Source organism: Arthrobacter sp. 10N43 (assembly GCF_056394525.1).
On the sequence record NZ_JBFTIA010000017.1, the window covers coordinates 33,501 to 55,934 of the forward strand.

26 protein-coding genes are annotated in these 22,434 nt (G+C 66.5%); 9 read left to right on the forward strand and 17 right to left on the reverse strand.

The window, feature by feature from the left end; all coding sequences use genetic code 11:
- Nucleotides 1–30: 30 nt before the first annotated feature.
- Together AC1DDO_RS20785 and AC1DDO_RS20790 are read right to left on the reverse strand one after the other, a co-directional pair.
- Nucleotides 31–528 carry an SRPBCC family protein gene (locus AC1DDO_RS20785; RefSeq protein WP_441411228.1) on the reverse strand — a complete coding sequence of 166 codons (498 nt, stop codon included), beginning with the start codon at nucleotides 526–528 and terminating at the stop codon, nucleotides 31–33.
- A gap of 32 nt (nucleotides 529–560) precedes the next feature.
- A complete protein-coding gene (locus AC1DDO_RS20790; RefSeq protein ID WP_476972671.1) occupies nucleotides 561–959 on the reverse strand; it encodes an ArsR/SmtB family transcription factor in 399 nt (132 codons plus the stop codon).
- Between the two features lie 240 nt (nucleotides 960–1,199).
- Between AC1DDO_RS20790 and AC1DDO_RS20795 the strand changes: the two genes are divergently transcribed.
- The 3 genes from AC1DDO_RS20795 to AC1DDO_RS20805 all read left to right on the forward strand — a co-directional run bounded on the left by AC1DDO_RS20795 (nucleotide 1,200) and on the right by AC1DDO_RS20805 (nucleotide 2,931).
- Nucleotides 1,200–1,553, forward strand: a complete 354-nt coding sequence (locus AC1DDO_RS20795; RefSeq protein WP_476972672.1) for an alcohol dehydrogenase catalytic domain-containing protein — start codon at nucleotides 1,200–1,202, stop codon at nucleotides 1,551–1,553.
- Nucleotides 1,520–2,212, forward strand: a complete 693-nt coding sequence (locus tag AC1DDO_RS20800; protein ID WP_476972673.1) for a zinc-binding dehydrogenase — start codon at nucleotides 1,520–1,522, stop codon at nucleotides 2,210–2,212. Before AC1DDO_RS20795 ends, AC1DDO_RS20800 begins: the two co-directional genes overlap by 34 nt.
- Before the next feature lie 146 nt (nucleotides 2,213–2,358).
- Nucleotides 2,359–2,931, forward strand: a complete 573-nt coding sequence (locus AC1DDO_RS20805; RefSeq protein ID WP_476972674.1) for an MOSC domain-containing protein — start codon at nucleotides 2,359–2,361, stop codon at nucleotides 2,929–2,931.
- 61 nt (nucleotides 2,932–2,992) lie between these two features.
- Here AC1DDO_RS20805 and AC1DDO_RS20810 read toward each other — a convergent pair whose 3' ends face one another.
- From AC1DDO_RS20810 to AC1DDO_RS20840, 7 genes are all read right to left on the reverse strand, one after another.
- Nucleotides 2,993–3,424 (reverse strand): SRPBCC domain-containing protein, encoded by a 432-nt coding sequence (locus tag AC1DDO_RS20810; RefSeq protein WP_476972675.1) that lies wholly within the window; start codon nucleotides 3,422–3,424, stop codon nucleotides 2,993–2,995.
- A 163-nt stretch (nucleotides 3,425–3,587) separates the two neighbouring features.
- Nucleotides 3,588–4,637 (reverse strand): sulfate/molybdate ABC transporter ATP-binding protein, encoded by a 1,050-nt coding sequence (locus AC1DDO_RS20815; protein WP_476972676.1) that lies wholly within the window; start codon nucleotides 4,635–4,637, stop codon nucleotides 3,588–3,590.
- Nucleotides 4,634–5,455, reverse strand: coding sequence for an ABC transporter permease (locus AC1DDO_RS20820; RefSeq protein ID WP_476972677.1), 822 nt, complete (start codon nucleotides 5,453–5,455; stop codon nucleotides 4,634–4,636). Before AC1DDO_RS20820 ends, AC1DDO_RS20815 begins: the two co-directional genes overlap by 4 nt.
- 8 nt (nucleotides 5,456–5,463) lie before the next feature.
- On the reverse strand, nucleotides 5,464–6,279 hold the full coding sequence (gene modA, locus AC1DDO_RS20825) for a molybdate ABC transporter substrate-binding protein (RefSeq protein ID WP_476972678.1): 816 nt from the start codon (nucleotides 6,277–6,279) through the stop codon (nucleotides 5,464–5,466).
- On the reverse strand, nucleotides 6,276–6,686 hold the full coding sequence (locus AC1DDO_RS20830) for a TOBE domain-containing protein (RefSeq protein ID WP_390203796.1): 411 nt from the start codon (nucleotides 6,684–6,686) through the stop codon (nucleotides 6,276–6,278). Before AC1DDO_RS20830 ends, modA begins: the two co-directional genes overlap by 4 nt.
- 172 nt (nucleotides 6,687–6,858) lie before the next feature.
- Entirely contained in the window at nucleotides 6,859–7,326 is a 468-nt protein-coding gene (locus AC1DDO_RS20835; protein ID WP_476972679.1) for an SRPBCC family protein, read from the reverse strand.
- Nucleotides 7,301–7,672, reverse strand: a complete 372-nt coding sequence (locus tag AC1DDO_RS20840) for an ArsR/SmtB family transcription factor (RefSeq protein WP_476972680.1) — start codon at nucleotides 7,670–7,672, stop codon at nucleotides 7,301–7,303. Before AC1DDO_RS20840 ends, AC1DDO_RS20835 begins: the two co-directional genes overlap by 26 nt.
- 183 nt (nucleotides 7,673–7,855) lie before the next feature.
- Here AC1DDO_RS20840 and AC1DDO_RS20845 point away from each other — a divergent pair, with 183 nt between their 5' ends.
- A complete protein-coding gene (locus tag AC1DDO_RS20845; protein ID WP_476972681.1) occupies nucleotides 7,856–8,449 on the forward strand; it encodes a hypothetical protein in 594 nt (197 codons plus the stop codon).
- A 56-nt stretch (nucleotides 8,450–8,505) separates the two neighbouring features.
- Here the strand turns inward: AC1DDO_RS20845 and AC1DDO_RS20850 are convergent, their stop codons facing one another.
- The 5 genes from AC1DDO_RS20850 to AC1DDO_RS20870 form a co-directional block, all read right to left on the reverse strand.
- On the reverse strand, nucleotides 8,506–8,886 hold the full coding sequence (locus tag AC1DDO_RS20850; RefSeq protein ID WP_476972682.1) for a RidA family protein: 381 nt from the start codon (nucleotides 8,884–8,886) through the stop codon (nucleotides 8,506–8,508).
- Between the two features lie 84 nt (nucleotides 8,887–8,970).
- A complete protein-coding gene (locus tag AC1DDO_RS20855; protein WP_476972683.1) occupies nucleotides 8,971–9,735 on the reverse strand; it encodes an amino acid ABC transporter ATP-binding protein in 765 nt (254 codons plus the stop codon).
- Nucleotides 9,732–10,679 (reverse strand): amino acid ABC transporter permease, encoded by a 948-nt coding sequence (locus AC1DDO_RS20860; RefSeq protein ID WP_476972684.1) that lies wholly within the window; start codon nucleotides 10,677–10,679, stop codon nucleotides 9,732–9,734. Before AC1DDO_RS20860 ends, AC1DDO_RS20855 begins: the two co-directional genes overlap by 4 nt.
- A 12-nt stretch (nucleotides 10,680–10,691) precedes the next feature.
- Nucleotides 10,692–11,645, reverse strand: coding sequence for an ABC transporter substrate-binding protein (locus AC1DDO_RS20865; protein WP_476972685.1), 954 nt, complete (start codon nucleotides 11,643–11,645; stop codon nucleotides 10,692–10,694).
- Entirely contained in the window at nucleotides 11,645–12,958 is a 1,314-nt protein-coding gene (locus AC1DDO_RS20870) for an alpha-hydroxy acid oxidase (protein WP_476972686.1), read from the reverse strand. Before AC1DDO_RS20870 ends, AC1DDO_RS20865 begins: the two co-directional genes overlap by 1 nt.
- Nucleotides 12,959–13,099: 141 nt before the next feature.
- On the opposite strand from AC1DDO_RS20870, the gene AC1DDO_RS20875 reads away from it, so the two are divergent.
- The 3 genes from AC1DDO_RS20875 to AC1DDO_RS20885 all read left to right on the forward strand — a co-directional run bounded on the left by AC1DDO_RS20875 (nucleotide 13,100) and on the right by AC1DDO_RS20885 (nucleotide 16,761).
- Nucleotides 13,100–14,776: a PucR family transcriptional regulator gene (locus tag AC1DDO_RS20875; protein ID WP_476972687.1), complete on the forward strand. Its 1,677-nt coding sequence runs from the start codon at nucleotides 13,100–13,102 to the stop codon at nucleotides 14,774–14,776.
- Between the two features lie 211 nt (nucleotides 14,777–14,987).
- Complete coding sequence (locus AC1DDO_RS20880) at nucleotides 14,988–16,268, forward strand: cation:proton antiporter domain-containing protein (RefSeq protein WP_476972688.1); 1,281 nt, start codon at nucleotides 14,988–14,990, stop codon at nucleotides 16,266–16,268.
- Nucleotides 16,269–16,557: 289 nt separating this feature from the next.
- A complete protein-coding gene (locus tag AC1DDO_RS20885; protein ID WP_476972689.1) occupies nucleotides 16,558–16,761 on the forward strand; it encodes a hypothetical protein in 204 nt (67 codons plus the stop codon).
- 75 nt (nucleotides 16,762–16,836) lie between these two features.
- Here AC1DDO_RS20885 and AC1DDO_RS20890 read toward each other — a convergent pair whose 3' ends face one another.
- The 3 genes from AC1DDO_RS20890 to AC1DDO_RS20900 all read right to left on the reverse strand — a co-directional run bounded on the left by AC1DDO_RS20890 (nucleotide 16,837) and on the right by AC1DDO_RS20900 (nucleotide 19,495).
- Nucleotides 16,837–17,808 carry a diguanylate cyclase domain-containing protein gene (locus AC1DDO_RS20890; protein WP_476972690.1) on the reverse strand — a complete coding sequence of 324 codons (972 nt, stop codon included), beginning with the start codon at nucleotides 17,806–17,808 and terminating at the stop codon, nucleotides 16,837–16,839.
- Nucleotides 17,805–18,617: an alpha/beta fold hydrolase gene (locus AC1DDO_RS20895; protein WP_476972691.1), complete on the reverse strand. Its 813-nt coding sequence runs from the start codon at nucleotides 18,615–18,617 to the stop codon at nucleotides 17,805–17,807. Before AC1DDO_RS20895 ends, AC1DDO_RS20890 begins: the two co-directional genes overlap by 4 nt.
- Nucleotides 18,618–18,892: 275 nt before the next feature.
- A complete protein-coding gene (locus AC1DDO_RS20900; protein WP_476972692.1) occupies nucleotides 18,893–19,495 on the reverse strand; it encodes a TetR family transcriptional regulator in 603 nt (200 codons plus the stop codon).
- 99 nt (nucleotides 19,496–19,594) lie between these two features.
- On the opposite strand from AC1DDO_RS20900, the gene AC1DDO_RS20905 reads away from it, so the two are divergent.
- Nucleotides 19,595–20,554, forward strand: a complete 960-nt coding sequence (locus tag AC1DDO_RS20905) for an aldo/keto reductase (RefSeq protein WP_476972693.1) — start codon at nucleotides 19,595–19,597, stop codon at nucleotides 20,552–20,554.
- Nucleotides 20,555–20,851: 297 nt separating this feature from the next.
- Complete coding sequence (locus tag AC1DDO_RS20910; protein WP_476972694.1) at nucleotides 20,852–22,369, forward strand: cation:dicarboxylate symporter family transporter; 1,518 nt, start codon at nucleotides 20,852–20,854, stop codon at nucleotides 22,367–22,369.
- Nucleotides 22,370–22,434 lie beyond the last annotated feature (65 nt).

Genomic DNA, 22,434 nt, shown 5'->3' on the forward strand with positions numbered 1-22,434 from the left:
ATTCCCGCCGTCGTCCGCTTGCGTCGCAGCTCAGGCGTTGACGGACTCGGCGAGGATCGCGTCCACCTGGCCCAGCGCTTCCCTCATGCCTTCTTCCATGCCCATGGCGAGGATCTTCTCCATCTGTTCCTCGGACTCGAACGTGGACAGGATGGTCATTCGGGTACGGTCGCCGATTGGCTCCAGCGTGACGACGGCGTGACCGGCGCCCATGTCGGCCACGGGATCGCCGTTGTCATCCGCGAAGCCGTCGTCGAACTCCAGGCGGTGCGGCGCGTCAATGGCGGTGAACCGCCACCAGCCGCGGGGTTTCTCCCCCTCTGGCCCCGTCATGAAGTAGCTGGCCGCGCCGCCGGGGACAAACTCGTGCGTCTCGAAAGTGGCCGGCCACGTGGGCGGTCCCCACCAGCGTTCGAGCAGTCGCGGGTCTTCCCAGACCTGCCAGACGCGCTCCACGCCGGCGTCGAACTCGGCGACCACGGTGAGGCTCAGCGCCTCAAGATTCTTGACTGAATTGGTAACCGTCATGACGAACCCTTCCCATCCTTCATCTGTGCTGGTTATGCCTTGCTGGTTTGCTTGTGGACTGTTTTCGTATTGACTGGTGCTGTTGTGGCCGTCTCGGCGAGGAGGGCGGCGATCCGATCGGCGCGCTGCCGCCAGATGACTTCGTACTCGTCGAGCAGCCGGCGGGCCCTTTGCAGTCCGTCGTGGTTGGCCCGCACAATCTGCTCCCTCCCCCGCTTCTCCTTGGAGACAAGGGAAGCGCGTTCCAGGACCGCCACGTGCTTCTGGACGGCCGCGAAGCTCATGGCGTAGAGGGCAGCCAGTCCGGAGACCGAGTACTCGCCCACTGTCACCCGCCGCACGATGTCCCGGCGGGTGGTGTCGGCGAAGGCTTGGAACAGGCGGTCAAGTTCTTCGTCGCTGAGCTGGTCTCGGAGCTGATCTACAACCATTTGGTTGTAGGATAGTCCGACCGCTTCCGGGGCGTCAAGGGGTCGCGTTGCCTCAGGCCGCCGATTTCGCGGGAAACCCGCCGGCTCGCCGGAGGCGTACGGCGAGCCCGCAGGTGTCCGGCGACTTCCCGCAACGCGGCCGCCGCACACCCCCTGAGACCGTCGGGGTGCCCGAAGGGCCCTGACATTGCGTGGCCTGGAGCCCATGTGCCAACAATGCCGCGAGCGTAGAGTGAGCCCATGAAGCGCGTGGTTATCGACCGCTTCGGCGGCCCCGAGGTCCTGACAGTGGTGGAGGTCGACGATCCACGGCCCGGTCCGGGCGACGTCCGCGTCAAGGTCCTGGCGTCGGGTGTCTCGTTCACCGACTCCCAGCTTCGCGCCGGCACGTATCTTGGCGGACCGAAGCCGCCTTTCACGCCCGGCTACGAGCTCGTGGGCATCGTTGATGAGGTCGGGCCCGGTTGCTCGCGCGTACGGGTGGGAGACCGCATCGGCGCGCTGACCGTGTGGGGCGCCAACGCCGAGCGCGTCTGCGTGCCGGAGGCATACGCGGTGAGGTGCCTGAGGACCTCGACCCGGCCGAGGTCGTGAGCCTCGTGTTCCCCTACATGACCGCTTACCAGCTGCTTCACCGGACGGCCAAGTCGAAGCCCGGGGAGAGCGTTCTGGTTCACGGCGCGGCCGGCCGGGTAGGCACCGCGATCCTCGAGTTGGGGGCGCTGGCCGGCCTCCGCCTCTACGGGACCGCCGCGGGCCGGGATCGCGCCGCGGTGGAGGAGCTGGGTGCCGTGGCGATCGATTACCAGAAAGAGGACTTCCTGGCCCGTGTCCGCGCGCTCACCGTCGACGGCGTGGACATCGCCCTGGACGGAATCGGTGGCCCGCTGTCGCTGCGCTCCTTCCGCGCACTCCGGCCCGGCGGACGGCTCGTCGTGTTCGGCCGCTACGCCACCATCGCGCAGGGGCGCAAGAACTGGCCCGGAGTCATCGCCTGGTACGCCGCGACCGGGACCGTCGCACTCTGGGGCTGGCTGTCGCCCCGCAGAAAGGTGCTGTCCTACCGGATTCAAAAATTGCGCATCCAGCACCAGGACTGGTTCCAGGCCGACTTCCTCGCGCTGCTCGAGATGCTCCGCCGCGGCGAGATTCACCCCGTGGTGGCCGAGCGTCTGCCGCTTTCCGAGGTTCGTCGCGCCCACGAGCTCCTGGGGAGCACCGCGACAAAGGGGAAGATCGTGCTCGTACCCTGAGCCCGGCATGGTCCCCCGCCGCAGCATTACGAAGCGCAGCCCACCGCCGAGTTCGCCGGAAACCTGCGAATTCGCCGGAAGCTTACGGCGACCTCGCGGGTTTCCGGCGGCTTCGCGCGCGGCAGCGATCGGGATAGTTTTAGGGGATGACGGCAAGCTACAGGTACGACGTCGAGGTCCTGCACCTCCTCGTGTCGCCGGCGCACGCCTACTTCGGCCGGGCACGCGATGGCGCCGCACAAGTACCCACCGCCGACGCGGACCGGGTGGAACTGGTGGCCGGCAAGGGCATCGTCGGAGACCGGTTCTACGGCAAGGCCGCACACATGGACGCCGCCGTCACCCTTCTCTCAATCGAAGCCCTCGAGGCGATGGCCGAGGAACTGGGAGCCGGGCCCTTTGACCCGCTCCTGACGCGGCGCAACGTTGTCCTCAGGGGCGCGCACCTCGCTCCCCTGCTGGGCCATGACTTCGCGCTCGAATCGAGGGGGAACGTGGTCCGGCTGCGGGCCGGACGGCCGGCCCATCCCTGCGCCTGGATGGACCGGATGCTGGCCCCGGGCGCGCACGCCGCGATGCGGGGCCGGGGAGGCGTCCGCTGCCAGCCGCTCTCGGACGGCCTTCTCAGTCGCGGACCGGCCGTGCTGGTCAGCCCCGTTCCCCTGGACCCCACGCAGGCCGGAATTCCCACGCTGCTGCGCCCGTCGCGGCTGCCATAGCGGACACCCGCTGCCGTAGCAGTCGGCCGTATGCCCTATTCCTGTCCTGCTTACCCTCGCCCTATTGCCGCTCAGCGATTGCTTTTACGCTCTTTACCAGGCTGTCCCACATGCCCTTCGAGTGCTCGGCCTCCTCGGCACTGGCGTTGTTGTCCTGCGAGAGCGTGAATTCTGTCGTACCGGACCGTTCCTCAAGCGTCCAGGTAAGCGTGTGGTAGTTCTCGGGCGCTTCCTCCTGGCCGCTCAGCGGGCTGAAGTGCGTGACAACGAGCCGCCGTCGGGGTTCAAACTCCAGGACGCTGCCTCGGTCCTCGTACGCCTTGCCGTCCCAAACGCCGCGCCACGCGATGGGCCCGCCGACCGTCCAGTCGGTCACCACGTCGGCGCCGAACATGAACTCCTTGATGGCGGCAGGGTCCGTAAGCACGGACCATACCCGGCTCGCGGGCGCCTCGATGGTGGTGGTCGACGTCGCCACATACTTATCAGTCATAGCTTTCCCTTTTCACTCGGAATCGGCTTCACCCGGAATCGGCTTCACCCGGAATCGGTCAGCGCCGGCAGCGCCCGGCACCGAGACTACTCCGCCGGCCGGAGCGTCCGTAAGCCTGTCCCCACCACGGCGCATCCGCTGATCCCCACCGGACGCACGGTGGCTAGGCCGGGTAGATGGCGATGGCCGTGGCCTTGATGACGAAGTAGACGGTCATTCCCGGGGTGAGGCCGAGGTCCGCTGATGCGGCCGGGGTGATGTCCGCGGAGAGGCCGCCGGCATGGACCCGGATCTGGTCGCCGTGCGGCTCAAGGTCCGTGATTGCCACCGCGAATGAGTTCCGCGGGCTGCCGTGCTCTTCGGTGAGGAAGACGGATACTGCCGAGGGCGGAAAGACCGCGACGCCGTCCTGCCCGGGGTCGATGCTTCCGTCCTGGTGGCCCGCGACCACCATCCCCGCCGCGGTGGTGACGCCCGCGGTGCTGACGGTGCCGGCCACAAGGTTCAGCCCGGCCAGGCCGGCGGCGAACCGGCTGCGAGGTCTTTCGAGGACGTCGCGGGTGGGTCCCGCCTCGCTGATCCGGCCGTCTTCCAGGACGATCACCCTGTCGGCCAGCATGAGGGCGTCAAGGATGTCGTGGGTGATGATGATCGCCCGGCGGCCGGCGAGGACCCGCTTGAGCAGCCGGCGGAGCAACGGGGCCGCGTGAATGTCGAGGGCTGCCATCGGTTCATCGAGCAGCAGCAGGTCCGGGTCGGCGGCGAGGGCGCGCGCCACGGCAACGCGCTGGGCCTGTCCGCCGGAGAGCTGTCCAGGACGCCGTGCGGCGAGGTCCCCGGCGTCGACTTCGGCGAGCCAGTGCATGGCCGTCTCCCGGGCCGCGGCGTTGGACGCGCCGGCGCTGCGGGGCCCGAACGCGACGTTGTCCAGGGCGCTGAGGTGCGGGAAGAGGAGGGCCTCCTGGGCCAGGAGCGCCGTGCCCCGGGTGTGGGGTGCCCGCCAAATGTTCTTCTCCGCCGCCAGGTCGAAGAGGACCGTGTCCCCGAGCACGGCCCGGCCGGCGTCGGGGCGCAGCAGCCCGGAGATGATCGAGAGCAGTGTCGACTTGCCGGCACCGTTCGGGCCGAGGATGGCGATGGTTTCGGCCGGTCCGAGGCTGAGCGAGACCTCGAAGCCCCGTGCCGCGAGGGTTGCGTCGAGCTGAAAGGTCACTGGAATGCCCCTTCCGGTCCTGCGCCGACGCGCGGGCGCCGGTAGGAGAGTCCGACGACGGCCACCGCCACGGCGACCAGCAGGAGGGACAGCGCGACGGCGGCGTCGGCGTCGGTTTCGCGTTGCAAATAGATCTCCAGCGGAAGCGTGCGAGTGACGCCTTGCAGGCTTCCGGCAAAGGTCAGGGTGGCGCCGAATTCGCCCAGGCTGCGGGCGAAGGACAGGACAGCGCCGGAGGCGAGGCCGGGCAGGACGAGCGGGATGGTGACGCGGCGCAGCACGGTGCTGGGGCGTGCCCCGAGGGTTGCGGCGACGGCCTCGTATTTGTTGCCGGCGGTTCGCAGGGCGCCTTCGAGGCTGACGACAAGGAACGGCATGGCCACGAAAGTCTGGGCGAGGATGACGGCGGTGGTGGAGAACGCGATCTGGATGCCGGCCAGTTCGAGGCTCCGGCCCAGGAGACCTTGCCGTCCGAAGGTGTACAGCAGGGCGATGCCTCCCACCACTGGCGGCAGCACCAGGGGCAGCAGGACGAAGGCCCGGAGCAGCCGCTGGCCCGGGAACGGGCTCCGGGCCAGGACGAGTGCCAGGGGCACGCCGAGGACGACGCAGAGGGCGGTGCTGGCCGTGGAGGTGCGCAGGCTCAGGCCCAGGGCAGTGAGCGAGGATTCGGACGTGATCAGCGGGATGAACTGCGGCCAGTTGACCTTGGCCACCATGGCCACCAGCGGCAGCAGGACGAAGAGTGCTCCTGCCGCCGCGATGGCGTAGATCCAAGGCGGGATCCCGGTGTAGCCGGTGCCGCTGCGTGGGTTCATGCCGTCCTTTAGGGGGCGCCGAAGCCGGCGTCGCTCAGGACTTTCTGGCCTTCGCTGCCGGTGACCGTGGCGATGAAGGCTGCGGCCAGTTCCTTGTTCTTGCTCGTGCCGACGGTGGCGATCGGGTAGGTGTTCACGGCCTGGTCCGACTCGGGGAAGGGAATACCCTTGACCTTGTCGCCGGCGGTCTTGACGTCCGTGACGTAGACCAGGCCAGCGTCGGCCTCACCGGAGGTGACCTTTCCCAGGACATCGGTTACGGAGGATTCCTCGCTGACCGGCGCCAGGGTGGTACCGGTGGCTTTTTCGACGGTAGCGGTCGCGGCGCCGCAGGGAACCTGGGGTGCGCAGACAACCACCTTAATGCCCGGCGTGGCGAGGTCGGCGAAGGAGCTGATCGACGCCGGGTTGGACGGCGGGACTGCGATCTCCAGGACATTCGTGGCGAACTTGACCGGGGCGCCGTCGATCAGCTTTGCGTCGGTCAGCTTGGTCATGTTCTTGGTGTCGGCAGAGGCGAAGACGTCCGCCGGGGCACCCTGGGAGATCTGCGTGACCAGGTCCGAGGAACCGGCGAAGTTCAACGTGATCTTGGTGCCCGGGTTCTTCGCCTCGAAGTCGCTGGCCAGCTTGGTGAAGGTTGACTTCAGGGAGGCCGCGGCGAACACGGTCACAGTGCCGGACAGTGACGGCGACGCGGAGGCGCTCGCGGCGGCGGGGCTGCTTCCCGTGGCTGCCGGGGTCCCGGAGGCGCAGCCGGCCAGGGCTGCAGTCAGGGCGCCGGCAGCGAACAATGCGGTGACGTGCTTGCGGGCGATGATCATATGATGCTCTTTCCGTGGGGCGTTTCGATGATGACGGTGGTGGCTTTGACCACGGCTGTCGCGACGGATCCGAGCTCCAGGCCCAGTTCGCGAACCGCTTCGCTGCTCATCAGGGACACGACGCGGAAGGGCCCGCACTGCAGCTCAACCTGGGCCATGACTTTATCGGCGGTGATTCCCGTGACCAGGCCGACGAACCGGTTGCGGGCGGAGCGGCCTACCTTGGTGGGGTCCTCGGGAAGCTGGGCCTGGTCGCGGGCGAGGTGAGCAAGTTCCAGGCCATCCACGGCCAGACGGCCGGAGTCATCCTTGACCGGGGTCAGGATCCCGCTCTCGGTCCAGCGCCGGACGGTGTCGTCGCTGACCCCGAGAAAACGTGCTGCTTCTGATACGCGAATTTTCGGCATGACACCATAATCTCCTATTTGCGGAAGATATGGGCATTCTGATCCGCAAATCAGTAAGAAATCATCGCGTTGTGGATTGTTAGCGTCGCGAAGAGCGCCACCCGGCCTCCAGCGAAGCACCCAGCGGGGCGCCGCATTGCGGCGTCCCGCTGGGACGCTGGAGGCGCTTCGCCTAGGCCAGGACCTTGTCGAGCTTGGTGAACGAGGTGCCCCAGCCCTCGCGCGTCATGTCCAAGAATTCGGCGCTGTCGAATGGTCCTTGCGTGAGATGCAGCCGGGTCCGTCCGCCCAGGTCCTCGAACTCCAGCCGCATCTCGAGATGGACAACGGTGCCGGCGCCGGGCTCCGCGCGTTGGGTGGCCACCAGGAGCGACGGCGGGTCGAAGACGGAGATCACGGCGTCGATCGGTCCTTCCTTGGCGGCGCCGCCCTCCTCCCAGACCATGACCAGCTGCCACGCGCCTCCGACGCGGGGCTCAACGACAATCCGGTCCCGGGGCGAGTCCACTCCCACGGGGCCGAACCAGGCGGCGAGCTGGTCCGGATCCGTGAAGGCCTTGAAGACCAGCTCGCGGGGAGCATCGAACTCCCTGGTCATCGAGAGAATGTGGGACTCACGGGTGTTCTGTTGGGTGTTCATTGCCTGGCTCCTGATTCTTGGGAACTTGCTGGATTCTTCGCAGATGCGCGTCGAGGCGGCTGAAGCTGGCATCCCAGAAGCGCCGGTACTCTTCCATGTATTCGGCAACCTCGCGCAGCGGCGCGGCCTCCAGCTTGGAGGAGCGCCACTGCGCATTGCGGCTCCGGGTGATCAGGCCCGCGGCCTCCAGGACCTTAAGATGGCGCGAGATCGCGGGGAGGCTGATCTCGAAGGGCTCGGCCAGCTCATTGACGGTGGCTTCGCCCTCCGCCAGCCGGGCCAGGATGGCCCTGCGGGTGGGGTCGGCGAGCGCCGAGAAGATGAGGCTGAGCCGATCGGTTGACACCGGGATGCTTCCTTCGCATTTAACACTTCTGCTAATTAACTGATGTGTTAAATATGCGCCTGCGTGCGGGCCCGCGTCAAGGGTTTTGTGATTTCTGTTCCTATGCCGGCTCCCTCGATTTCGGCGCCCGTCCGGACCATAATCGGAGCTATCCAGACAACGCTTTGCCGAGAGGAGCCGGCCGTGGCAACCACGATCTTTCGGGCAGGGATGAGATATGCGGCCGCCGCCCTCACGCTGGGCGTGGTCCTGCTGACCACCGGATGCTCCTACGACAATCCGGCGGAAACCGCGAAGATCACACCGGCGACCAACGGGATCAACACCGTGGTCGGTTCGATAAAGCTGGCGGACATGCTCATCCTCTCCCACGCAGCGGACCAGCCCGGGCGGATCATCGGAACGGTGTTCAACGCCTCCTCAAAGGACGCTACTGTCACCATTTCGGGCGCCTCAGGGGCTCCGGTATCGATTCCGGTCAAGGCCAACGGCCATACCTCCCTGGCCCAACCACCGGCCATGACGCTGGACCCCTCGGGCGGAGCCCCCGGCTCCATGGTCACGGTGCGTGTGAGCGAAGACGCCACGGGCACGTCGGCCGATGTACAACTTCCGGTCCTGAACGCGACGCTGCCCGAATACGAGTCCTACATGCCCGCGGCGCCCGCATCCGGCACCTCCTCCCCCACGCAATCCGGGAGCACGGCTTCGGCGGGCACGGCTGGCCCCAGCCCCAGCCCAACCACCGCCAGCCCCTCCCCCAGCCCCACTCCGTAGTCCCGGCGTGCGCCGGGACCGCTAGGGAAGGGCGGTTCCGGCGTGCGCCGGGACCGCTAGGGAAGAGCGGCGACGACGTCGATCTCGACCAGGAAGTCACCCAGGAACGATCCCACGGTGGTTCGCGCCGGGTAGGGGGTTTCGACGAACCCTGCGTAGATGGCGTTGAACCCGGCGAAGTCCCGGCCCGGGTGGTTCAGGTGCACGGTGGCCTTGACCACGTGGGAGAAGTCCAGGCCGTGCGCGCCGAGGACGGCGGCCAGATTCTTCATGGTCTGTTCGGTCTGTTCTTCAATGGTGGTGCCGACGGTTTCGCCGGTGGCCGGAACATGCGGGGTTTGGCCGGCAGTGTAGAGGAAGCCGTTGGCGGCGATGGCCTGGGAATAGGGCCCTGCCGGGCTGGGCGCGAGGTCGGTGCTGATCTGCTGTCGCGACATTGGATGGTGTCCTTTCATGCGGGCGGCCTGCTGGCCGGCCCGAGTGGGTGATGGCAAGTTGGTGATGCTCGGTTGCCGGTGGTTCTAGAGAACCTTTGACAGGAAGGCCTGGGTGCGTTCGTGCTGCGGGTTATCCAGGACCTCGGACGGGTGCCCGCTTTCGACTACGACTCCCTGGTCCATGAAGACCACCTGGTCGCTGACCTGGCGGGCGAACGCGAGTTCGTGGGTGACCACCACCATGGTCATTCCCGCCTCGGCCAGGGACTTCATGACGTCCAGCACCTCTCCGACGAGCTCCGGGTCCAACGCCGACGTGGGCTCATCGAAGAGCATGAGCTTGGGTTTCATGGCCAGCGCCCGGGCAATGGCAATCCGCTGTTGCTGCCCGCCGGAGAGCTCCTGGGGGTAGGAGTGCCCCCGGTTGCCGAGTCCGACGCGCTCCAGCAGGGTCTGTGCCTCGATTGTGACTTCGTTTCGGGGACGTCCGAGGACATGCACGGGCGCTTCGACGATGTTCTCCAGCACCGTCATGTGCGGGAACAGGTTGAAGCGTTGGAAGACCATGCCTGCGGTCAGCCGTGACCGCGCCGTCTGCCGTTCTTTCATTTCGTAGAGGCGTCCGTTGCGCTCGGCGTAGCCGACCATCTGTTCATCCACGTACAGGCGTCCGGCATCGACCTTTTCCAGGTGGTTGATGCACCGCAGGAACGTCGTCTTTCCGGAACCGGACGGGCCGATCAGGCAGGTCACCGAGCCGCGTTCGATCCTCAAATCGATGCCCTTGAGGATTTCGGTCGAGCCGAAGCTCTTACGGACTCCCTGGGCTTCCACCATGGCGGTGTTCATGATGCTGTCCTTGTCGTTGAACTTGTCTTTGAACGGGTCTTTGACCGGCGTGCCCGCCGCGGCGCTGCGTCGAAGCCGCGCCCGTAGCGCCGTTCAAGTTTGGTTTGGAAGAAGCTCAGGACGGTGGTCATGAGCAGGTACCAGAGGCTGGCGACGATCAGCAGCGGAATGGTTTGGTAGTTGTTGGAGTAGATGATCTGGGCCGAGTACAGCAGGTCCGAGATCGCCAGCACGCTGACCAGGGCCGTGCCCTTGAGCATGGAGATGACCTGGTTGCCGGTGGGCGGAAGGACCACGCGCATCGCCTGGGGAAGGATGACCCGGCGCATGAGCTGGCTGCCGTTCATGCCCAGGGCCCGGGCGGCGTCGTACTGGCCTTTGTCCACGGATCCGATGCCGCCGCGGATAATTTCGGCCATGTAGGCGGCCTCGTTCAGGGACAGCCCCAGCAGCGCGGCGCCCAGCGGGGTGATGAGCGCATTGGCCGATCCCAGGACCAGGGAGGGGCCCCCGAGCGGAAGGCCGAAGGCGATCACCGGATACAAGGCGGCAATGTTGTACCAAAAGATCAGCTGCACCAGCAGGGGCGTGCCCCGGAAGAACCAGATGTAGCCCCGGCTGATGGTGTTCACGATCGGGTTGGCCGAGAGCCGCATGACCGCCAGGACCGTGCCCAGGGCGACGCCGACACTCATGGAGACCACGGTCAGGAGGATGGTCAGCCCGGCCCCGGCGATGACCTGCGGGGCGAAGAGATAGGAGACGACGACGTCCCAGTGGTACCGCTGGTTCACCGCCACGTCCCACACGGCGCTGAGTGCGACCAGGATGAGAACGACGGCGGTCGCCAGCCGGAGCGGGTGCCTGAGCGGCACCACGGGGATGGAGTCCGGCGACGCCGGCGTGTCCTGGCGGGTGGCGTTGAGGGCGTGTTGTTGCTGCATGGACGTCACCTCCTATTGGGCGAAATTGACGCGGGCGTCGGTGATGGCGCTGGACTCAAGACCGTACTTGCCGAGCACCTTGAGGTAGGAGTCACTCTTGATGACTTCGGAGAGTGCGGCGGAGACGGATTTCACCAGGCCGGAGTCCTTGGGAATGCCCACACCGACCGGTGTGAAGTCATATTTTGAGGCGATCTCGATCTGGGGATTCTGTGTGGCAGCGAAGTTCAGAATCGGCGAATCCGCCAGCACGGCGTCCAGCCGTCCGCTGGACAGGGCGGAGATGGCCTGCCGTGTGTCCTGGAATTCGCTTCTCTGGATGGTGTCCTTGCCGGCCGCGGTGCAGGCCTTGTCGTACTCGGGGACGTTGACCGTGAGCTGGTAGGACCCGGTCAGGAGCCCGACCTTGCGTCCGCACAGGGCGTGTTGGTCGGTGATCCCCTGCGGGTTCCCCTTTGCCACGGCAATGGAGTTGCCCATCTGCATGTAGTCCACGAAGTCCAGGACCTCCATGCGCTTTTCCGTGGGGGTCATCGAGGACACGGTCATGTCATACCGGCCTGCGGCCATCCCGGGGATGATGGAGTCGAAATTGGCCACCTGGATCTCCACTTTCACACCCAGGGCCTGGCCGAGGAGGCGTGCGATGTCCGGGTTGGTCCCCGTCATTTCCTGGGTCCCTTCGCGGTAGAACTGAGTCGGCGGCTCGTTGGTGGGGATGGCCACGCGCAGGACCTTTGTTGACTTGATCGAGTCCGGGAGCAGCTGCGCAGCGGCGTCGTTGACCGCGAGGGCCGGGACTCCGGTGCCGGTGCCGGCGGAGTCTCCCGACGGCGTCGGCGTCTGTGAGGTGGCGGTGCTTGGCGCGCAGGCGGTGGCCGCCAGCAGGAGTGCCGCCACGGCCAGGACGGCGGGGACGCCGCGTGGAATGAGCTTCAGGGAAGCCGGTGCTGTGGGGGTTTTCATCAGGGGGTCCTCGTATCGGAGTAGGCCAGCTGGGCCGCGGAAGATGGGTTCGGGGAGATTTCGGTGGGAAGGGCGCGCGTGAAGGCCTCGTTGCGGTACCGGATCAGGTCACGGCCCTCCTCGCGCAGCTCCTGGATCGTGGATACGCCGAGCAGCATCATGGTGCGCGTCATTTCGGCGGCCATCAGCTTCAGGACGTGGGCAACGCCGGCTTGGCTGGCGGCGGCGAGACCGTAGAGGTACGGGCGGCCGATTGCGCAGGCGTCGGCACCGAGCGCGAGGGCCTTGACGACGTCGGAGCCGCGGCGGATGCCGCCGTCGACGATGATTTCTAGCCGGCCGGCCGTCGCCTCGACGATGTCGGGCAGTACGTCCAGGGCCGAGGCCATGTGGTCCAGTTGCCTGCCGCCGTGGTTGCTGACCTGGATGGCGTCGATGCCGATCCCGGCAGCCAGGACGGCGTCCCTGGGGTTGACGACGCCCTTGAGGATGATGGGACCGTTCCACCGCTCCCTGAGGTCACGGATGTCGTCCCAGTCGGTGGGTTCGTAGGATCCCGCCAGCAGCGTCCGCCACATGTCCGGGGTGCTGGAGAGCGGGCCTTCCGGAATTTCGGCGTCCAGGTTCGGGAAGGCAATCGCATCGTTGGCCAGGAATCCCAGGGCCCACCGGGGGTGCAGCGCCCCTTCAATGACGGTCTTGGGCTTGATGGACGGCGGAGCGGTGAATCCGTTGCGGTAGTCGCGTTCCCTGTGCCCAATGGCCCGGCAGTCGACATTGACCACCAGTGCCTCGTAGCCCGCGTTCGAGACCCGGTCCAGGACAGCCTGCAGGAGGCCTTTGTCCGCCGTGGGCTCGAGGTTGAACCAGCGCCGCAGGCCGGGGGCGGCGGCGCTGACGTGCTCCATGGTGGTGGTGCTCAGGTGTGCCAGCCCGTAGGGAACGCCGGCGTCCAGGGCTGCGCGGGCGACGGCGGTCTCGCCGTCGGGGTGGAACAACCGGGTTCCGCCGGTTGGGGACAGGGTCAGCGGCATCGCAACCCGGCCGCCCAGGAGGGTTGAGCTGAGGTCCAGGTGCTCCACCGAACCCCACTTCGGGAGGAAGGCCCAGTCATCGAAGGACGCCTGGTTGCGCCGCAGGGAGACCTCGTCCTCGCCGCCGCCCTCGATGTAGTCGAACACGCTCCCGGGCAGGCGCTTGGCGGCCAGTTTCCGCATGTCCTCAACGCTGTAGCAACGCCGCTGCAGCCGTTCCGCCACTGACCGGGCGGGCCCCTGGACCGCCGCCAGTGACTTGATGTCCTTGATTCTCATTTCGCGTCCTTTATGTCTTGCGTGGATCTCCTGCGTGGAAACCTCGATCAACTTCGTCCCTCAATGGTGACGAAGATCTCACCTCGCCTATATGTAGATTCCTCCAAAAGAATTGATTTTTGCCTGTGATATCTTCCATATATGGACCCGCGAGAACAGCCTGTTGTTGAGCTAGACCAGAACGCCGCGCTGGTCAGGTTGTCGGACTGCATCCAGCTCATGCAGGCCGGCCTGGTGCATGCCAATCCCGCCCCGGACAACCTCGCGCATCCCGTCTCGGACGTCCTGATGTATGACCCCATGGACGAATGGACGAGCATCGAGGACCGGATCATCCTCGCTGTCGGGCTAAGCTGCGGTTCGCCCGATTTTGACCAGCTGCTGCACCGGGCGTCGAACAGCAACGCGGCCGCCGTGATCGTCAAGGCCCACGGGGCGTCCCTGGAGCAGCTGCGTTCCGCCGCGGTCCGCCACAGCCTCGCGGTCCTCGTCGCACCTGACACCGCGGATTGGACGCGGCTCGTGGCACTGGCCAGGGCATCGGTCATGGGGGCCGCCGTGGACTCCGTCTCGGGGGTCCGGCTCGGGGATCTCTACGCGTTCGCCAACGCCGCCGCATCCATCACCAGCGGCGCCGCCAGCATCGTTGACCCGCTGGGACGGGTGCTGGGCTATTCGACCCTGCCGGGCCAGCCCATCGACGAATTGCGCCGCGTCACCACACTCTCCCTGCAGGAAATCAAGCCGCCGGCCTTCGATGCCGATTTCAAGATCGTCTACGCGTCCCCGGGCGCGGTGCTGATCCCGGAGGCAGACGGCGAGATGGCCAGGTTGGCACTTGCCGTGCGGGCCGGCGGTGAACTGCTTGGTTCGATCTGGATCCTCGACCCCGGCGAGAGCAAACGGGCGGCTTCCCTGGAGGCGCTCACCAGGATGGCGCCACTGGCAGGGCTGCACATGCTCCATGCCCGTTCGGCATCCGATTTTGGCGAACGCCGCAATGGGGATCTGATCCGCACGCTTTTGGACGACACCGTCCACGCGTCCTTTGCCGCCGCCCAGCTGGGGCTCGATGCGGGACCGGGACTGGCGGTCGCGGCTTTTTCCATCAACCGCCCCGAATCCGGCGGCCTCGAATCGGTGCGCGAAATTCATCGGCTGCTGCACCTGGTCACGACGGTGTGCAACATTCAGTTCAGCGCGAGCCACAGTGCCCTCATCGGCTCGGTTGTCTATGCCCTCCTGCCCTGCGGGGGAACCAGCCCTAGGATGGCGCACCGGCGCGTGGCCCAGGAGATCGCGGCATACGCACACACGATCAGCTCCTACCCGATCATCGCCGCGGTTGGAGGCATTGCGCCCAAGCTCGAGGACCTGCCTCGATCCAGGTCTGAAGCACTGCAAACGCAGCAATATCTGGTCCATCGGCATCCTGCGACGCCGGGCGACAGCGGCGCAGGAGCCTCCGCTGCCGGCCTGTTCGAGGACCACCGGATTCCGCTGAGCCTTTTGAAAGTCGGCGCTTTCATCGCCGACAACGGGCTTGCGGACCTCGACGAGATCACGAAAATCCAGGCCCACGACGCAGACCAGCAAACGGACTATCTGGAGACCCTCCGCGCCTACCTGACCTCGAACGGAAACATCTCCGCCATGGCGGCACGCCTGCACGTGCACAACAACACCGTCCGCTACCGCGTGGGACGCCTGGCCAAGGACTTCGACTTGGACCTGGACGACCCGCAGCAACGGCTCTGGCTCTGGCTGCGCCTGACAACCATGGATCTGGCTCCTACGGCTGCACCGGCGGCGCCGTAGCCGGCCCGGGCCACAGGACAGGGCCTAACAGGACAGGGCCGCAGGACAGGGCTTAGTTCTCTGGCGCGGAGCCGTGTCGAAGGCTTGAGTGGACCGTAGGTCTAGCGCAAACATGCGGCGGAGGGAGCGTGGTCCCTGTGGGCGGACTGGTCCGGCTGCCGGAATCGGACAACCCTCGCCCGGGTCCGGCGGAAGCGGGCATAGATCCGTCATGGAGCTGACCGTCGTCGTCCTCATCACTGCCGCCCTGTTCGCGTGGGCGCTGGTCTCGGTGCGGCTGCAGCAGGCGGATCTGACCGCACCAATCGTTTTCACCGCCCTCGGCGCGGCCATGGCCTGGTTCGGGCTGATCGACGGGTCCTCGCCCCCGGCGGGTATCACCCCGGTTGTCGAGATCACCCTGGTGTGGGTGCTCTTCTCCGATGCCGCCCGCCTGCCGCTGCAGCAATTGCGCCGCGACGTGGGCCGCTACATGCGGCTGCTGGGAATCGGCCTGCCCCTGACGATTGTGTTCGGCTGGGCCCTGGCCGCCTGGTTCTTTCCCCACTTCGGGTTCTGGCTGGCCCTCCTGGTCGGCGCCGCGCTGGCCCCAACGGACGCCGCACTCGGAATCCCCGTGGTGACGAATCCGGCGGTGCCCTCGCGGATCCGGCAGCTGATCACGGTCGAGAGCGGCCTCAACGACGGCATCGCCACCCCGGTGGTCATGCTCGCGATCGCCGGTGCGGCTGCCGCGGCGGGCCTGGAGAGCGCCGCCGGCCCCGGCAGTGCGCTCGTCGAACTGCTGCTCGGCGCCGGCGTCGGCGCACTGATCGGCGCCGGGGGCGGGTTGCTGCTGCAGCTAGCCCGGAGGCGCGGGACCGGCGCGGAGGACTTCGCCGGCATCGGGGTCCTTGCCCTGAGCCTGCTCGCCTACAGCGCCGCCCTCGCCGCGGGCGGCAACGGATTTGTCGCCGCGTTCTGCGGCGGACTGGCGTTCGGCACGTGCGCCGGCCAACGGGCCCCGGCCGAGCTGGTCTTCGTCGAGCAGATGGGCGGCCTGGTGTCGCTGCTGGTGTGGCTGGCCTTCGGAGCCATCACCATTCCGATCATGGTGGCGCACTCCGTCCCCCTGACCATTGCGTATGCCGTGCTCAGCCTCACGGTGGTGCGCATGGCGCCGGTGGCCCTGGCCCTGATTGGCGCCGGCCTCGGCCGGTCCACCGTCCTGTTCGTCGGGTGGTTCGGTCCGCGCGGCCTGGCGTCGCTCGTGTTCGCGCTGCTGGCACTGGAAGCCCTTGGATCCATTGCCGATGAGGCCGTCGCCGTCATCGCGGCCACTGTGCTGCTCAGCGTCCTGGCCCATGGCATCAGCGCCGCGCCGCTGGCCGCACGCTATGGACGGGCCGCCGCCGCGGCCGGACCGGAGCCCGGCGGGCCAGTGCCGGTCGCTCCCGCTCCCGCCCGGGGCCTGAGCCGCAAGCACACACCCGCTCCGCCCCAGGGCCTGTGATGAGTCTCACGCACAATTTTCGCCATCTGGCTTGAGCCGCCCGCTCGGCGCTGTGCACTATGGAAAGGCAACGCGGGGAATGTGATTTCCCGCCGACGCAGCCCCGACGTTCCTCCGACGCCCCGCGTCCGCAGTGAACCCGGGGCACCCATCCTGGTGGACGCAATGAGGCCAAACCGGTGAGCTCGCAGAGCTGCCCAAGGTCTCAGGCGTTCCTGGTTTGGCCCCACGGCGGCTCCGCATCGGTGCGGAGCCGGACATCCGGATTCATGAATGGAAGCACTGAACAATGACGTTTGAAACTGCCACCTCTGTAACCCACAAGCTCTGGGACCGCTCCACCATGCACCACGAGCTCGACGCCCTGGTGCACGAGCTCTCCGAGCGCCACAACACCTCCAAGAACAACATCGCGGTGCACGCCAGCGGACCCGGCACCTTCACGTTGAGCCTGAACCACGGTGGAGCGAACCTCGAGGCAGTTTCCTCCTAGCAACCACAACGACGACGGCGGGAGCCTCCTCCCGCCGTCGTCGTTGCCTCCGGTCCCACTATCAGCCGGCGGAGATCAGCCGGCAGTTGAGATGCCGCTCATTTCGGTCTTGACCCGGTACATGTCCAGATCGGCGGCCAAAAGCAGGGCCTTGGCCAGTTCCTTGTGCTCTGCCGGACCGGCGGCCGCCCGGACTGCGGTATCAGCCTGGCCAACGGACATGCCCAGCCGGAGTTCACTCCCCGCGATGGTGACTTCGCCCGCCAGGCAGCCCCGGACACGGCCGGCAACCGCCTGGAGCTCTCCGGGGTGTTCCAGCCGAGGGATCAGGACAACGAACTCGTCTCCGCTGTAGCGCGTAACGGTGTCTGCCCCGCGCACGGCCCCGGAAAGCATACGGGCCACGTGTTCCAGGACCTGGTCTCCGGTCGCGTGGCCCAGGGTATCGTTCACCTGCTTGAACTTGTTGACATCGCAAAACAGCACGCCCACGCGGTGCCGTTCTTCGCCGGCGCGGGCCAGCGCCCTGAGCAGGTCTTCCTCCAAGTGCCGCCGGTTCGGCAGCCCCGTCAGCGGGTCATGGAGCGCCCGATGGCGAGCCTCCTGCAAGAGCTTTGCGCGGTCCGCCTCGGCGTCCTGAAGTTTCCGGTGCGCGCTGGCCAGCTCGCGCTCGTATCGCCGCCGCTCGGGAGCAGCGAAAAAGACCATCAGGTCTTTCGGTTCCGTCCCGTCCACGGTCCGGGTGATCGACAGCAGGACCGGCCGGCGCTCCCCGTCCGGTCCTATCAGCTCGATCGACAGTTCGCCGAGATGGCCGTCGCGTTCCAGCTTCGGCCCGGCATGCGTCCGGTACATCAGCCTGTCCCCGGCCGGCATCAGGTCCAACAGCCGGGTTCCGTCCAGACCGCCCGCAGGGACCCCGATCCAGGCGCACATGATCGCGTTCGCGGCCAGGATGGTGCCATCGGCGCTGGCCACGATGTAGCCGGCGGGTGCCTGGTGGAAGAGCTGGCCGTAATCGATAGCCGCGGTGGCCATCTGGGTCATGCCGGCTTCAGGTATTCGAGGATGGCGGCGGACGTTTCCTCCGGCGCGCTGCTTTGCGGGAAGTGGCCGGTGGCGGCAAGCCGCACTAGGGTGCTGTTGGCGAGCGCATTGTGCAGGTAGGTGCCGACGTGGTCCGGCGTGACGACGTCGTCCGTGCTTTGCAGGACCAGCACGGGGATGGTGACCTCGCCGAGCAGGTGCCGGACATCGGACAGGAACGCAACGCGGGCAAAGTCGCGGGCCACCCTGGGGCTGATCCGTCCGAAGCTGCCCTGGATTTCGTGGTCCAGTTCAGGCGCGTGCGGAGTATTCATGTAGACCGGGGCCATCGACTCGGCCCAGACAACGTAGTTGGCGTCCAGGGATTCGAAGACGTCCTCAATGTCCCGCCGGGTGAACCCTCCCGCGTAGCCGTCCTCGGGGTGGTCGAGATAGCTTGGCGACGCCGTGACCAGGACCAGGCGGGCGAACCGGCGCCCTTCGTCCCGGGCGGCCGCACTGACGGCCATCATGGATCCGACGCTGTGGCCGACGAGGGTCACGTCCTCCAGGTCGATCTCGGCGCAGACCTCCATCAGGTCATCAACGTAGGCGTCAAGGCCTGAATACCTGGCCGAATCGTAGGCGGACTGGTCGGAGCCGCCGGAGCCGACGTGGTCCAGCAGGACCACCCGGTAGCGATCGGTGAACCAGGGCAGAATCTTGTGCCACATGCTCTGGTCGGTGCCAAAACCGTGGGCGAACAACAGGACCGGGCCATCTTCCAGCCCGTACATCTGCACGTTGTTTCTCACTGCTGCGCCAGTCATAAACGGGCAACCCGCCTTCCATTCAGACACATAGACCCGCCGATCGAGACCGACGGTGGAACTACAAATCCGAGCCTCGGGCCCAGGTAAATCCGTCAGGCGCTTCCTGCTGGCGCCGTCCCGCGAAAGGCCCCCCTTGCAAGGGAGTGTTTCAACAATTTGCATCCATCCTAGTCCGGGCGACTCACCGGCCGGGATATGCGTCGTCGCAGGTCAGTCGCGTTTTCCGCCGAGAAGGGCGTCGGTCCTGGTTGGCGGCAGTACATCCTTGAACGTCAGCAGTTGAGCGTGGCGAACGCCTCGTCCAGCAGGTCCTGGACTGGGGTGGCGGCTTCCCGGCGGGTCCATTCAGCCAGGGCGACGTCCAAGCAGGACAGCGCGGAATGGATCAGTGTCTGGGCGCGGAACCGCCGGGTGTCCTCGGGCCCGTCGAGCCGTTCGAAGATGACGGGTTCCAGCAGGGCGGCCCACGCAATGTGCTTTTCCAGGTTGCGGGCGCGGAGCGAGGCTGTGCTCATCATGACGCGCATGGTTCGCAGGCCCCGGGTGACCTCCTCCGGAGTCGCAATCTCGATGGGGTCGAACGCCCGGCGCAGGACGGTCCAAATCGGCTCGCCTGCCGGCCGTGCCATTGCGGCGTCCCGGACGCGTATGCCGATGGGTGCCGGGTCGCCAATGACCACGTCTTCCTTCGCGGGGAAATAACGGAAAAAGCTTCGGGCGGATATGCCGAGCGCCCCCGCTATGTCGTCAACCGTGGTTGCGTCGAATCCGTTTTCGTCGAACATTCGCAGCGCCTGCTCGGCCACGTGGGCCCGCACTGATGCGCGGGTCAGGTCGCGGAGCCCGGATTTCGCCTCACTCTTCACATTTGTCACCCTTTCACCTTAGTGCAAATCCGACAGCGTCGGCATAACTTGTCAGTTACTGACAGGTAGGGCGTATGCTGACTAAACATCGATGGAAGGAATGCAGACATGCAGAAGCGAACCTTGGGCCAGCAGGGCCTTGAGACGTCGGCGCTCGGCTATGGCGCCATGGGCATCTCCCTCGCCTACGGGCCGGGTGATGAACAGGAGGGGATTGCGGCCATCCAGACGGCGCGCGACCTGGGTGTGACGTTCTTCGACACTGCCGAGCTCTACGGCTGGGGCGAGAACGAGAAGATCGTGGGACGGGCCGTGAAGGGTTTCCGCGATGACATCGTGATCGCGACGAAGTTCGGATTCACCCGGGACTACGGCCTGGACAGCCGCCCCGCACATATCCGCGAGGTTGTCGAGAACAGCCTGCGCTACCTGGGCGTGGACCACATCGACGTGCTCTACCAGCACCGCGTCGACCCGAACGTGCCGATCGAGGACGTCGCCGGCACCGTCAAGGAGTTCATTGACGCCGGCGTGGTGAAGTACTTCGGCCTCAGCGAAGCTGGCCCGGACACGATCCGCCGCGCCCATGCCGTCCAGCCGGTCTCGGTACTGCAGACGGAGTACTCGCTGTTCGAACGCGACGTCGAGACAATCTTCCCCACCCTGGCCGAGCTGGGCATCGGTTTCGTGCCGTACTCGCCGCTCGGCCGCGGCTTCCTCACCGGCACAGCCAAGCCCGCCGGCGAGTATGACCAGACCGACATGCGCCGCACGGATCCTCGCTGGCAACCGGGCAACTTCGAGAAGAACGTCGAAGCGACACGGCTGCTGATCGAACTGGCCGAGTCCAAGGGCGGCACCGTCGCCCAACTGGCCCTCGCATGGCTGCTCGCGCAGGGGAAGGACATCGTCCCCATCCCCGGAACCCGGAGCCCGCAGCGAGTCGCAGAGAACGTCGGTGCCGCCGACTTCGCGCTGACCGCGGCGGACCTGGCCCGCATTGCCGAGATCCTGCCCACCGGCGGGTTCGGCGCCCGCTATGCCAGAAACACCCCCGTCTGGGAATAGACCCACGTTCGGCAGGAATGCGACAAGGGAGGGCAGGCCGGGGAGTCACAAAGCGCCCGCTCGCGGGATTTCTGCCCGAAAGAGCGGCCGGGCGGACACCCGCGGGCGCAGGGCAGCCCTCCTTTTGGCGCGGAAACCCTTGAATTTGCAGCCGCAGGGCGGGCGGCAGTCGGTAATCCGCTCTTACAATTCCACATTGTGAAATTGCATTTTCCTCTTGTGGAAATATGTGAGCGACGTTACTTTGGAAACAGACTCCGATTTCCGGAGCTGTTCCCGATTGATAGGTACAGATCAATGAAGATCCCAGACTCTGCGGCGCTGAAGGCGAGTTCGGCGCCGTCGAAGAAGAAGCCCTTGTATAGGTCGCTCTTCTTCCAAATTCTGATCGCCGTCGTGGCAGGAGTGCTCATTGGCCATTTCTGGCCGGACCTCGGTTCCCAGCTGAGGCCACTCGGTGACGGATTCATCCAGCTCATCAAAATGATCATCGCGCCGCTGATTTTCCTGGTGATTGTCACCGGAATTTCGGCCGTAGGCGACGTCAAAGCGGTCGGAAGGGTAGGAGTCAAGGCCCTTCTGTACTTCACGGCGGCCACGCTGTTTGCCTTGGTTTTCGGCCTCATCGTGGGCAACATCGTCCAGCCCGGTGCTGGCCTGAACATCGATCCGAGCACGCTGTCCCAGGAAGCCCTCAACGCCAAGACCGGCACCACGCCGCCGAAGGACGCGGCGGCGTTCATCCTGGACATCATTCCCGTCAGTGTCGTCGGAGCCTTCGCGAGCAACAGCCTGCTTCAGGTCCTGTTTTTCTCCGTGTTCTTCGGAGCGGCGATCGTCGTCATTGGCCGCGAACGCTGCATGCCGGTCATCAGCCTCATGGAGACTGTTCTTGAGCTCATTTTCAAGATTATGTCGTGGATCATGAAGGTCGCGCCGATCGGCGCCTTCGGCGCCATGGCGTTCATCATCGGCCAGTACGGGCTCGGAACCCTGGGCACCTACGCCAAACTGATCGCCGCCTGCTACGGCGCCGCCGTCATCTTCATCGGGCTCCTGTTCCTCCTGGCCTGGGGTTTTGCCCGGGTCCCGCTGTGGCACTTCCTGAAATACACCCGCGAAGAATTCCTGCTGGCCCTGGGCACCGCCTCCACCGAGGCCGTGATGCCGCGCATCATGACCAAACTGACCAACGCGGGCTGCTCCCGCGCCACCACCGGACTGGTGGTCCCCACGGGTTACTCCTTCAACCTCGACGGCGCCGCGGTCTACCTTTCGATCTCGCTGCTGTTCCTGGCTCAGGCGTTCGGTCACCACCTTGATCTGGGGCAGCAGCTGGCGGCACTGGGCGTGTTGCTGCTGACCTCCAAGGGCATGGCCGGCGTGCCCGGTTCCTCGTTCCTTGCACTGTCCGCCACGGCAGCGGCCCTGGGCATCTTCCCGGTCGCTGGCGTCGCGCTCCTGCTCGGCGCCGACCGGCTCATGGACTCCATGCGTGTGGTGGTGAACCTGCTGGGCAACTGCGTGGCCACCTTCGTGGTCTCCAAGTGGGAAGGCCAGTTCGACCGCGACGTCATGGTCCGCGCCTTCCGCGGCGAGATCACCAACCACGATTCCGCGATCATGCTCGGCGCGGAGGATGACTTCGAGGACCAGGAACTCGAGCGGATCAGTGAGGGCGGTCAGCCGTCACCGAAGTTCCGCGGCGGCCCGGCGCCCGATGACATCCCTGAGTTCCAGATGAGTAGGCGCTCACCCGGTGCCGGCCAGGCCGGACCGGCGGTGGAGCACAGCCCGGCCAGCATCAACGAATAGCTGCAGCCTCACCCAGGTCCCCGTCCCGGTCCCGCCGGGGCGGGGACCTGCGCGTGGGGCCCCCG